10 protein-coding genes are annotated in these 12,378 nt (G+C 60.8%); 4 read left to right on the forward strand and 6 right to left on the reverse strand.

Going from position 1 to position 12,378, the window contains the following annotated elements; translation table 11 throughout:
* The first annotated feature begins 67 nt into the window (after positions 1-67).
* Positions 68-2,455 (forward strand): EAL domain-containing protein, encoded by a 2,388-nt coding sequence (locus KW830_RS05395; protein WP_370626089.1) that lies wholly within the window; start codon positions 68-70, stop codon positions 2,453-2,455.
* Positions 2,456-2,575: 120 nt separating this feature from the next.
* On the opposite strand, the gene KW830_RS05400 is transcribed toward KW830_RS05395, so the two are convergent.
* Entirely contained in the window at positions 2,576-5,038 is a 2,463-nt protein-coding gene (locus KW830_RS05400; protein WP_218332377.1) for a YgiQ family radical SAM protein, read from the reverse strand.
* 877 nt (positions 5,039-5,915) lie between these two features.
* On the opposite strand from KW830_RS05400, the gene KW830_RS05405 reads away from it, so the two are divergent.
* Complete coding sequence (locus tag KW830_RS05405) at positions 5,916-6,395, forward strand: chemotaxis protein CheW (protein WP_218332378.1); 480 nt, start codon at positions 5,916-5,918, stop codon at positions 6,393-6,395.
* Positions 6,396-6,422: 27 nt separating this feature from the next.
* Positions 6,423-8,168, forward strand: a complete 1,746-nt coding sequence (locus KW830_RS21460; protein ID WP_218332379.1) for a methyl-accepting chemotaxis protein — start codon at positions 6,423-6,425, stop codon at positions 8,166-8,168.
* Between the two features lie 651 nt (positions 8,169-8,819).
* Here the strand turns inward: KW830_RS21460 and KW830_RS05415 are convergent.
* Positions 8,820-9,086, reverse strand: a complete 267-nt coding sequence (locus tag KW830_RS05415; RefSeq protein ID WP_218332380.1) for a hypothetical protein — start codon at positions 9,084-9,086, stop codon at positions 8,820-8,822.
* A gap of 128 nt (positions 9,087-9,214) precedes the next feature.
* Here KW830_RS05415 and KW830_RS05420 point away from each other — a divergent pair, with 128 nt between their 5' ends.
* Positions 9,215-10,381 carry a S1 family peptidase gene (locus KW830_RS05420; RefSeq protein ID WP_218332381.1) on the forward strand — a complete coding sequence of 389 codons (1,167 nt, stop codon included), beginning with the start codon at positions 9,215-9,217 and terminating at the stop codon, positions 10,379-10,381.
* 258 nt (positions 10,382-10,639) lie between these two features.
* Here KW830_RS05420 and KW830_RS05425 read toward each other — a convergent pair whose 3' ends face one another.
* From KW830_RS05425 to KW830_RS05440, 4 genes are read right to left on the reverse strand one after another with little or no spacing between them, the layout of a single operon-like run.
* Positions 10,640-11,131, reverse strand: coding sequence for a hypothetical protein (locus tag KW830_RS05425; RefSeq protein WP_370626090.1), 492 nt, complete (start codon positions 11,129-11,131; stop codon positions 10,640-10,642).
* Between the two features lie 20 nt (positions 11,132-11,151).
* A complete protein-coding gene (locus tag KW830_RS05430) occupies positions 11,152-11,622 on the reverse strand; it encodes a lysozyme (protein ID WP_218332383.1) in 471 nt (156 codons plus the stop codon).
* Positions 11,619-11,915, reverse strand: coding sequence for a hypothetical protein (locus KW830_RS05435; protein ID WP_218332384.1), 297 nt, complete (start codon positions 11,913-11,915; stop codon positions 11,619-11,621). Before KW830_RS05435 ends, KW830_RS05430 begins: the two co-directional genes overlap by 4 nt.
* Positions 11,916-11,972: 57 nt before the next feature.
* On the reverse strand, positions 11,973-12,377 hold the full coding sequence (locus KW830_RS05440; RefSeq protein ID WP_218332385.1) for a hypothetical protein: 405 nt from the start codon (positions 12,375-12,377) through the stop codon (positions 11,973-11,975).
* Position 12,378 lies beyond the last annotated feature (1 nt).

A 12,378-nucleotide genomic window follows, 5' to 3' on the forward strand; every position in this document is an offset into this window, starting at 1 on the left:
CATGATCATCCGGAGCCAAGCACGCAGTCTCCTGGCCCGCACCTGGCTTTTTGTGCTGGCCATTTGTTTGCAGCTGCTGCTGGCAACCGCGAGCATTTACCTGCTGTCAGGCACGCGCATCATCGTGGCGGGCGAGAGCACCTGGTCCAAGGCCCAGAAAGACGCCATCCTGTATCTGGACCGCTACGCAGCCCAGGGCGATGAAGAGGCGTACCAGCAATTCCGCCAGGCGCTGGAGATCCCCCTGGGGGACCGGCTGGCCAGACTGGCCCTGGACCGCTCCCCCACCAACACCCAGCAGGTGCGTGAAGGGCTGCTGCGCGGAGAAGTCCACAGCGACGACATCGGCACCGCCACGGACATTCTGCGGCTCACCTGGGACATGGAATGGATGCGCAAGACGATAGGCCTGTGGCGCGCTGCGGACACCTATCTGGACCAGCTGGTCACGCTGTCGATGGAAATCCGCACTGCCCGCACCACCAACCCGCGCAATATCGATCTGCTGCAGCGCAGGGCCTGGCACCTGGAAATCAGCCACATCGATGCAAGCATCGCGCCCTTGAGCCAGGCCTTCAGCGACTCACTAGGGGTGCATTCCCGCAGGATCACCCAGGTGCTGCTGGCCATCAACTTCGGCACGGCGCTGCTGCTGATTTCGGCCATTTTGTGGTTTGTGAACAAGCTGCTGACGCAAAGCCACACGGTGGAAAACGCCTTGCATTCCGAACGCGAGCGCGGCTACACCACGCTGGCGGCACTGGGCGATGGTGTGCTCACGCTGAACGACCAGGGGCTGATCGTCTATGCCAATCCTGCGGCAGAAATTCTGCTGGGTCAGCCCGCCGACATCCTGCTCGGGCAGGCCCTGGAGAAGGTGCTGGTGTTCGAGCGCACCGAACTGGAAGGCCGCGATCCGGTGTTTGTGCGCCTGATGGAGTCCCCCCACCCCTTCCGCGATGAGGCCGTACGCTGGATACGCCGCAGCAACGACCAGCAGCAACTGGCCGTCAAGCTGATGGGCTCTCCCATCCAGCAGGAAGGCCAGCTGGCCGGCGCCGTGCTGGTACTGCACGACGTCACGCGCGAACAGAACTTCATGCACCAGCTCAACTGGCAGTCCCGCCACGACACGCTGACCGGGCTGGAGAACCGCAGCGAATTCCGCACCCGCCTGGAACGCCTGCTCAGCGTGCCACGCAACCAGTCGCGCCCGGCCACCCTGCTGCACTTGGACCTGGACCAGTTCAAGCTGATCAACGATACCTCCGGCTATACGGCGGGCGACGAAGTGCTGCGCGAAGTCTGCCACTGCATCAGCCGCCTGACGCGCGACAGCGACTCCGTGGCCCGGCTGGGCGGCGATGAATTTGCCGTGCTGCTGCACGACTACACGCCGGAGCAGGCCAGTGTGGTGGCAGAGAAATTGCGCCATGCCATCCAGAGCCTGCACCTGCAGTGGGGCACGCGCATTCTGCGCACCGGCGTCAGCATTGGCATGGTGCATATCAGCGGTGTGGATGCCTGCGCCCAGGATCTACTGCGCATGGCCGATATGGCCTGTCTGCGCGCCAAGGAAAGCGGCCGCAACAAAGTCCTGGCCTACGAGCACGAAGACCATGCCTTCAAGCGCTACATGGGCGAGATGGACTGGGTGGAGCGCATCCGTACCGCGCTGGACCAGAACCGCTTTTGCCTGTTTGCCCAGACCCTGGCGCCTCTCCAGACCCGGGCCGAGCACGGCCTGCACTTTGAAGTGCTGCTGCGCATGACCGATGAACACGGGCAGATCATTCCGCCCGGCAACTTCATCCCCGCAGCCGAACGTTACGGCCTGATGCCGGCGCTGGACCGCTGGGTGGTCACCCATGCGCTGCACACCCTGGCACGCTACCCCAAACAGCTGCGCGAGATACACACCTGCGCCATCAACCTGTCCGGCATGAGCTTGGGCGATGAATCCCTGCTGGGCTTTCTCCAGCAGCAGATTGAGGAATTCCACGTTCCGCCGCAGATTCTGTGCTTTGAAATCACCGAAACCAGCGCCATTGCCAACCTGGACAATGCCATCCGCCTGATTACCGAGTTGAAGGCCCTGGGCTGCCGTTTCTCGCTGGACGATTTTGGCGCCGGCATGTCCAGCTTCAACTACCTCAAGCGCCTGCCCGTGGACTACCTGAAGATCGATGGCGGCTTTGTACACGACATGCTGGAAAACCCCTCCAATTTCGCGATGGTGGAGATGATCAACCAGATCGGCCACATGATGGGCAAGCGCACGGTGGCCGAGTTTGTGGAAAACGAGGCCACCATCGATGCGCTGCGCAAAATGGGGGTCGACTACGGACAAGGTTTCTGCATCGCCAAGCCCATGCCGTGGAACTACGAATATTTTGCGGCCGCCAGCACGCAAGGTGCCAAGCGTTTCGGCACAGCGTCCCAGGACACACCATAAAACGCTGTTCACGCGCTGTGCTGGGGCGGCGGCTGCATCACCGCCCGCTGCCGCATCCGACCAGCCCCTACCCACAAAAAAAGCCGCGTTCTCTTTGCAGAAAAGCGGCTTCTCGGTCACTCAGCGTTTCTTGCCGCCCAGCGATTTGCCCACGCCCGGGCGCGGTGGCAGCCCGATGTGCTGGGTCAGCATGCGACCCGGCTTGGGCTCGGCACGGCGGAAGCGCACATCACCCTGGGGCTCCTGCGCACTATGCACACGCTGGCGCACAGCCACGGCTTTGCCATCCTTGTTGGTGGTGTAGCCCAGACCGGTGCCGCCGCCTTTGGTGGCCGTGCTGTTTTTCTTGCGCGCACTCTGGTAGCTGCCATCCACCAGCGGCTGGAAGGTCGGGATCAGGTGCTGCTTGCCATTGCCGATCAGGTCGGCACGGCCCATGGCCTTGAGCGCCTCGCGCAGCAGCGGCCAATTGTTCGGATCGTGGTAGCGCAAAAAGGCCTTGTGCAGGCGGCGGCGCTTTTCACCACGCACGATGTCCACGCGCTCTTCGGCCTCGTCACGCATCTGGCGGCGCACACGGGTCAAGGTATTGCGGCCGCTGTGGTACATGGCCGTGGCCGTGGCCATGGGGCTGGGATAGAAGGTCTGCACCTGGTCGGCGCGGAAACCGTTCTTCTTGAGCCAGATGGCCAGATTCATCATGTCTTCATCGCTGGTGCCCGGGTGGGCCGCAATGAAATAGGGAATCAGGAACTGCTTTTTGCCGGCCTCTTCGCTGTACTTTTCAAACAGCTGCTTGAACTTGTCATAGCTGCCAATGCCGGGCTTCATCATCTTGCCCAGCGGCCCCTGCTCCGTGTGCTCGGGCGCGATCTTCAGATAGCCGCCCACATGGTGCTGCACCAGTTCCTTGACGTACTCGGGCGACTTGACGGCCAGGTCGTAGCGCAAGCCGGAGCCGATCAGGATCTTCTTGATGCCGGGCAGCTTGCGCGCGCGGCGGTAGATCTTGATCAGCGGGCCATGGTCGGTGTGCAGGTTGGGGCAGATACCCGGGAACACGCAGCTGGGCTTGCGGCAGGCCGCCTCGATCTTGGGATCGCGGCAGCCCAGGCGGTACATATTGGCAGTGGGCCCGCCCAGATCCGAAATGGTGCCCGTGAAGCCCTTGACCTTGTCGCGGATCTCCTCGAGCTCCTGGATGATGGAGTCTTCCGAACGGCTCTGGATGATGCGGCCTTCGTGCTCGGTGATCGAGCAGAAGGTACAGCCGCCAAAGCAGCCGCGCATGATGTTCACCGAGGTGCGGATCATCTCCCAGGCCGGAATCTTGGTGGCACCTTCGTGGCTGCCTTTTTCATCGGCATAGGCCGGATGCGGGCTGCGTGCATAGGGCAGACCGAAGACCCAGTCCATCTCGGCCGTGGTCAGCGGAATCGGAGGCGGGTTCATCCACACATCGCGGGCCGTCGTGCCCTCACCATGGGCTTGGACCAGCGCGCGGGCGTTGCCGGGGTTGGTCTCCAGATGCAGCACACGGTTGGCGTGGGCATACAGAATCGGGTCGCTCTTGACCTCTTCGTAGCTGGGCAGACGCAGCACAGTACGGTCACGCGGAGGCAGCTTGGACTTGCTGCGCAGCGACAGATTGGGAACGAACTGGATCGGCTGCACGCTGGCGACCGAGGGAGCATCGCCGGCACCGCTGGCGCAGGCAGAAGCCCCGCTGCCTGCGGCATTTCCGGCCGCAACCTCTTCCTTGGAGCAGCTCTGGCCTTGCGCCTCGGCCTGCTCACTGGTCGTCATGTAGGGATTGATATGAGGCTCGACCTCGCCCGGCTCGTCCACCGTGGTCGAATCCACCTCGAACCAGCCCGCTTCGGACGCGCGGCGGAAGAACGAGGTCCCACGCACATCGGTGATCTGCTCCACCGGCTCCCGCGCGGCAATGCGGTGCGCCACTTCCACCAGCGCGCGCTCGGCATTGCCGTAGAGCAGGATGTCGCACTTGCTGTCCACCACGATGGAGCGGCGAACCTTGTCACTCCAGTAGTCGTAGTGGGCAATACGGCGCAGCGACCCTTCAATGCCGCCCAACACGACGGGCACATCCTTGTAGGCTTCGCGGCAGCGCTGGCAGTAGACGATGGCGGCCCGGTCCGGGCGCTTGCCGGCCACATCACCAGGGGTGTAGGCATCGTCGCTGCGAATCTTGCGATCAGCCGTGTAACGGTTGATCATCGAATCCATATTGCCCGCTGTCACGCCCCAGAACAGATTGGGCTTGCCCAGGGCCTTGAACGCCTCGGCACTGGTCCAGTCCGGCTGGGCAATGATGCCCACACGAAAGCCTTGCGCCTCCAGCACACGGCCGATGACGGCCATGCCAAAGCTGGGATGGTCCACATAGGCATCGCCCGTGACCAGAATCACGTCGCAGCTGTCCCAGCCGAGCTGGTCCATTTCCGCACGACTCATGGGCAGAAACGGCGCCGGACCAAAGCGTTTGGCCCAGTACGGTTTGTAGCTGGTCAGCGGCTTGGCTGCGCGTTCAAAAAATGAGACGTCGATGGGGGCGTTCATGGTGCGAATCCGTGGGGGAGCAGGCGCGTAACCTGACAGTGTACGTATCAACAGCTGCCATAGCTGCTGTGGGTGTATCACACCCTACATACATGGCCACTGCCTTGGCCGGTGCCCGTACTGTTGGCACAGACAGCGCAGCAGCCAATGAAAAACGCCACGCCAGCGAATACGCTGTGTGGCGCTTTGTGAAATGGTGGCGCAAACGGGAATCAACCCACGTCTGCACAGCCAAGCGTGCAAACCTGCGACCACTGCCAGGATTTTAATGTGATTTCGCACACTCTGCAGGCAAGGCCCTATACCCCGGGGGCCGGGGGCTTATCCACACGGTCAGACCGGCCTCCTTGACCCCAGTCGTCGCGCCCCGGAGTGCTGATCCTGCCATCCTGGTTCATGCGTCCCTTGCGGCCGCAGCCCGGCCAAGTAGTTGGCGGCGGCAGCCAGCCGGGAGAGTAACCATATCGAAGCAAAGCGCACACACCAGATTCCATGGCGGCGCTACGCAGCCATTCAGGGGACTGTTCTTAGAAAATGGCATCGCCAGGGCCTGTGGCAATAGCCAAAAATTGATCGCCTGAAAGTTACAGTTTATTCATCTGGAATATGCGCAATGCGCTCCATGGATACCGTAGCCTCTCGGCTTTTACACGCAGAAGCAAAACCTGGTGCCCCGTGTCATTCGGCGCTGTGGATCAGTAAAGCTTTTTCATGGTGGAGACACCATCCATGGCCATGGTGGCGGTGAGAGGCGGTCCGTGCATGCAGCACACATGGGCCATATTGGGCCGCCTTTTCTTCTTTGATCCGCCGCTCTCACACCACCCGGTGCGTGGATACTTCTGCGTGCAATCAATAAACCCAACCACACAGAGACATGAAATCCAACAACAATGAATTTTTAAGCTTCCAGCTGGGAGAAGAGCAGTACGGCATTGATATCCTGAAAGTCCAGGAAATTCGCGGCTATGAGCCTTCCACCCGACTGGCCAATGCCCCCGCCTTCATTCTGGGCGTATTGAATTTGCGGGGTGTGATTGTTCCAGTGCTGGATATGCGCATCAAATTCGGCATGACCGATGTGCACTACGGTAGCCAAACCGTCACCATCGTTTTGAATGTGGCGGACCGGGTGATTGGCATGGTCGTGGATGCGGTGCAGGACGTTGTGGCTTTGCAAGCGCAAGACATCAAGCCTGCACCGGAGTTCAATGGCGCCGTGTCCTCGCAGCACATCATGGGTATTGCCACGGTGGAACAGGCCGATCAGACCCGCATGCTTATTCTCATGGACATCGAGAAACTCGTCACCAGCGCGGACATGGGCTTGAGCAGCCTGACGCCAGCCAACGCATAACTACAAGAACAGACTCGCTGCCACACCATGAAAAATCTCAAGATTTCCAGCCAGCTCAATCTGGGCTTTACGCTCGTGATTGCCATCTTGCTGCTGCTGTCCGCCGCCACGGCCTGGCGTGTGGAAATGATTTCCCAGGCCACCGTGCGCATGGAGCGCTCGGCCGAACTGCTAAAGATCGCCAGTGCCTGGCAGGGCGACGTGCGCCAGAACTCGGCACGCTCTCTGGCTGTCGCCTATTCTGATGGCACGGCCATGCTGGACTTCTTCAAGGAGTCCATGGCCGCCACCACCCGCGAGACCAATGCCAAGCAAAGCGCATTCTTCGAAAAAGTCCGAAACCCACAATCCAAACAGCTTGCCGACAAGGTCGTGGATGTCCGCAAGGTCTGGTTGAGCACCCGCGATGAGGTGAACCAGATGAAAGCCTCCGTCGACAACCAGACGATTCAGGCATTCGTCCAAAACCGCTTCATTCCCGCCACCAATGCCTATGTGGATGCCATCCAGGTCTTGGTCGATGCGGAAGTCAGCAACGTCTCCACCGCCGAGGCGGAGGTCAAGGCCATGTTCCTGCAGCTCTATCAGGTGGGTGCTGCCCTGGTGGTGCTGGCCATCGCCATTGCGGTCTTCATCAGCCGGCGCCTGTCGCGTGGCATTGCCTCTGGCATCGACAACGCGCGCGCTACCGCCCAGCGCATTGGCGCAGGCGACCTGAGCCAAGAAGTGCACATCACCAGCAGCGATGAAATCGGCCAGTTGATGGCAGCCTTGCGCGACATGCAAAACAACCTGTCGGGCGTGGTGCGCACCGTCCGCCAGGGCTCGGACAGCGTGGCCACGGCCAGCTCCGAAATTGCCCAGGGCAACCTCGACCTGTCAGCCCGCACCGAAAGCCAGGCCAGTGCCCTGGAGGAAACGGCGGCATCCATGGAACAACTGGGCTCCACCGTCAAGCAGAACGCCGACAATGCCCGCCAGGCCAACCAGCTGGCCCAAAGCGCGTCCAGCGTGGCGGTGCAAGGCGGTCAGGTGGTGGCCCAGGTGGTGGACACCATGAAGGGCATCAGCCAATCCAGCACCAAGATTGCCGACATCATCAGCGTGATCGACGGCATCGCTTTCCAGACCAATATCCTGGCCCTCAATGCCGCCGTCGAAGCGGCCCGCGCAGGCGAGCAAGGCCGGGGTTTTGCCGTGGTGGCAGGTGAAGTGCGCACTCTGGCCGGCCGCAGCGCCGAAGCCGCCAAGGAGATCAAGGAACTCATCACCGCCAGCGTGCAGCGCGTGGAACAAGGCACGGCCCTGGTCGATCAGGCTGGCTCCACCATGAACGAGGTGGTGAGCAGCATCCGCCGCGTCACGGACATCATGGGCGAGATCAGCGCCGCCAGCTCGGAACAAAGCGCCGGCGTCATCCAGGTGGGCGATGCGGTCACCCAGATGGACCATGCCACGCAGCAAAATGCCGCCCTGGTGGAAGAAATGTCGGCCGCCGCCAACAGCCTGCATGGCCAGGCGCAGGACCTGGTGCAGGCCGTGGCCGTTTTCAAACTCCACCCCAGCGAAGCCCAGACCACCAAGGCTTCGGCGACTACCACGCCATCCACCGCAGCACCACGCTCGGCCCCACAGGCCCGCAAGCCGGCACCTTCAGCGCGCCCTGCCCCCTTCAAGATCGAGGGCAGCTCACCAACTGCGCCCCCAGCGCCCGCCAAGCCTGCGGCATTGACCAAGACCGCAGACGCCACCGACGAGTGGGAAAGCTTCTAAGCACCACCGCAGTGTTTTGAGATCCGCCAGAAGCCCCCGTGCACCTGGCGCTTGATGCCGATCCGCTTTGATCGGCACCACGGGTACCAACGCCAACGGATGCTGAGGGTTGCACGTTGGTTGACCCAAGACAAAGGGCGTTCACTGGAAATCAGTGAACGCCCTCGAACGTTATGGCCCCAGCTGGCGGAAATTGAACCCGCGTCCGCACTAGGCTGCATGCGGGTTCTCGCTCAATCAGTGCGAAAGCCGTGCGAATTTAAAAAACCGACCGACACCTACTGACACCAAAAGCGAGGAGAGCCCCTGCACCAACTGCGGTGCCGGGCTCTTTGCTTTCGCTGGCCTATACCGCCATTCCCTGCTCTTGACACAACAATACTGTATATATTTACAGTACAGCCATGCGAAGCGAATCAGCTCTATCCCGGCGCGACGCAGCCAGGTCGGCGGTGCTTAGCCAATGGCTGCTGTGGACAACAGAGAAGGACCACCCCTCCGGCTTCCCAAGCACGGAGACCGACTTCTGCACGTTCTACTCGTTCATGCGCAGCTGGCACAGCCACCTGCTCACCGCCGGCCGGTGCGAAGATCAGTCGACCCTGCGGTCGATGATCAACGAAGACGGGCAGCCATAGGCTCACGGCGAAATCAAAGGCTCTGCGTCAAACACGTCAGCGGGGCAAGTTTGAGCAGGGCCTGCGCGTCCCGGACTGCGCCAGCCAGCCATCGATCCACATCCGAAAGCTCAATCGGGATCACACTGCGCTTGTCTTGCTGATCCGGCGGCAGCTTAGGGTCAGGCTTGTGCATGCGGCGCATCAGCGGGTGCGCGTCCGCATTGATGGTCAGCATCGTGAAGCTTTCGTGCACCTCTCCCGTGGCATGGTCTACCCATGTGTTCCACAGGCCGGCCAATCCCCATGGCTGCCCGTCCGCTCGCCTGAATCTCCACCAAACTTTTTCCCCTGTTTAGCAGTGCACCGAAGTGCAATAGATGAAAAGAGATTGATGTTGTAACATCATGGAAACAAACATTCTCAATCATGACGGCAGCCATCCACACTCTAACCCCACCGGTATTGCAACAGCCAGTAGCTTTGCCAGTAATTCCACAGTTCTCAGCACGAGAAACGGCGCTTCAAATACTCTCTTGGGCGCGCGATAAAGGCCTTCTTGCCGAGGATGCCTACTTTCCCAAAGATTCCCATCCAGAGCCAAATTTTGGACAAAGTATTGATGCCTCGGCAATCAATACACTTCGGAACCGACAGATCAGGTTCTTATGCATCGACGAAGATGCAAAGAAAGTCTCAATCTTTTTCCGCAAAGCGGCGCCAACAGTGAAGGAGCTAAAGTCACTCCCTCTGCTCTGTAATGGTCATACGATTAGCTATCACCAGGGCAACACTGAAAGTGTCTCTCCAGCTGCGGTAGCTGCACAAACTAACACTTGCGCTCTACATGCATCCAAGGCAGGGAACCACTACACATGCGGCAGTTCTGTGTCTGTAGGGAACAATCGAGAGGCCGGGACTCTCGGTTGTCTTGTGAAAGATGCGAACGGAGATCTTTTTGGGTTGTCGAATAACCACGTTTCTGGAGCTTGTAGCTACGCACCAATTGGATTGCCGGTCATGGCTCCAGGCATCTTGGATGTGACCCCTGGCAATCCGTATCCATTCACTATCGGTGTTCACCATACAAATTTGCCAATGCTGTTTGGCGATCCGAGTGGAGTTGACCACACTCAAAATAGTGACGCAGCATTGATACGAATCACGGCGCCTCAGCTAATAAGCTCCATGCAAAGGGGCTCATACGACACTCCAACGTCTGTTGCAAACCTCACCACCGGAATGAAAGTTGAAAAGGTTGGTCGAACGACCGGCCACACACACGGAACAATCATGGGTGAAATTGTCGGTGTAATACCCGTCAACTATGTAGCACAGCAATATGGATTTTCAGGTCCAGCCTATTTTGAGAATGTGTTCGTTGCGTATGGGATTGGCGATGTGTTTTCTGACGGCGGCGACTCTGGCAGCCTTGTGACTCACGTTGATGCCAACGGTAAGCGACATGCAGTAGGAATCGTGTTCGCAGGCTCGACAGATAGCAGCGCAGCTGGCGGCAAGCGCTCATTGATCCTGCCCTTGCGCTCAATCCTGACTAGGTTTAACGTTGAACTTGTGTCGGGCCATAATTGCTAGACGTATGACTCCTACAGACATTGCAAAGTTGCTGCTCGCAAAGATCAACGCCCCTATTGGTGCGGTGTCTATCTTTGCCGAGCCAGAGCCCAAAACAGGGTTCGTTTTGCGTGTCTGGGTGAATTCAAATGCGCGCGTACCGGATGACTTGCCTCGTGAGTTCCATGGACACCCCGTAATAGTCCAGAAGACTCCGCACTTCTCACCTTCCCCTTGAGAAAACTCTCAACAAGTCAAGCCCTCCACATGAGGGCTTTGTTATTTCAACTCATCAATTAGCAGCCTGTCCTCCACCACCTGGCCCTGCAGCAGCTCTACTTGAGCGTCTCGCTGCCGGACCAGGCCTGCAAGGCCTGCAACCACTGCTCCGCCCTCTCCAGCCAGGGCAGCGAGCTGCTGGTGTCGATCTGCGAGATCTCGGCAGGCAGCGGCGTCACCGGCAAGCTGTGCGCCGCGGGTGGCGGCAGCGCTGACGGCGCGCTGCAGGCTTGCAATGCGGGCAGTGTCAGCAGCGCGGCCAGCCTCCAGCTGCGCCAGTTTTTGCGTGTAGTCATGGGTGTTGTCCTGTTGATCGTGGGCATGCTGCAGCAGCGCGCCCGCTTTGTTTTCCGTGGCCGCCTGCGATTGCTGTGCCTGCGTCACGGCCTTGCCCGATTGCTCTGCCTGCACCCGGGCCGCTGCGGCATCTGCCCGCCAGCCCTGGGCGGTCCAGCCGGCAGCAAAGGCTCCGGCCAGCACCAGGGCGGCCACGATGGTTTTGACGCGGCCCGTCATGCAATGCCCCCTTCGCACAGCTGGCGCTCGGCCGCCCGGCGGCGCACCAGGCCGGGCAGCTGCTTGCCGCCGGCATAGGTCCAGCGGCTCAGCTCCGCACAGGCGCCCCCCATATCCCCGGCATTTGCCTTGCGCACCAGGGTGGAACCGCAGAAAGCCCCCTCCCCCACGTTGAAGGCGAACGACAGGAAGGCTGCGCGCTGGCCATCGGTCAGCGGCTGGCGGATACAGCCCAGGGCATCGGCATGCTGGGCCAGGTCCTGGTACAGCATGGCTTCGCACTGCTCGCGCGTGAAGGTCTGCCCCATACGCAGCTCGAGTCCGGTGTGCCCGGTGCACGCCGTCACGATGCCGATGGGGTCGCGGTACGTGCGGTGCACGGTGCCCTCATGCGTGGCCACGAACGGCACCACGGCCGCCGCGGCGGCCGCCCCGATGGCGGCGATCAATTTCTGCTTGTAGTTCATTTCGGGTAGATCCCCCGGGCCGCATTCCATGCCGCGGTCAGTGCGACCCCCAACGCCACGATGGCGGCCGTGGGCCGAGCCAGCTTGCCCAGCCAGTTCAGCACCTTGAAAGCGCCCTTCATTGCAGTGAAGAATTCCAGCAGATCAGCCAGCTGCTGCTTGAGCTCTCCCAGCTCCTGGCGTGTCTTGCCCAGTTCCCGTTCAATTGCGGCCATGCGCTCGCTCCCCTTGTCAAAACGCTCGTTCACCTGCTGGGCCGTCAGTGCCGGCAGTTCGTTTCCGAAGTCGTCCATCACCCCTCCCCGGGCGTAAAAAAACCCGCCGAGGCGGGTGGTGTGGTTCCTGACCGTTTACAGCGTCACAGCGAGGCGGTACAGGTCATCGAGCTGAGCCGGGGCACCGCCGAGCGCAGCCCACATCTGTTGCAAGCGCGGATTGGCGCGATCCCAGACATTGGCCTCGTACTCGATCTGCGCCTCTTCGCGCTCAGTTTCATCGTTGATGGCTGCAATCTGGGCCTCGATATCGGCGCGCTTGAACCCGAAAGCCAGCAGCGCCAGCAGGCCCTGGCGACGCGTGCAGGATGCCGGCACCAAGGACGGAGGCTCTGCCCAAGTCCCATCAGCCTGTGCGACAAACCCAACGCCAGGACGCGGCCCCGCCATGACGATCCAGCCACCAGGGCACTTGCCGCCCACTTGCTGAAAGCTGTCGCCCAGCATTGCGAAAACAAAAACAGGCTCTTCCTCTTCCATG

Origin of the sequence: Comamonas sp. CMM03 (assembly GCF_019218715.1) — a bacterium.
In the GTDB taxonomy this organism is placed as follows: domain Bacteria; phylum Pseudomonadota; class Gammaproteobacteria; order Burkholderiales; family Burkholderiaceae_C; genus Comamonas; species Comamonas terrigena.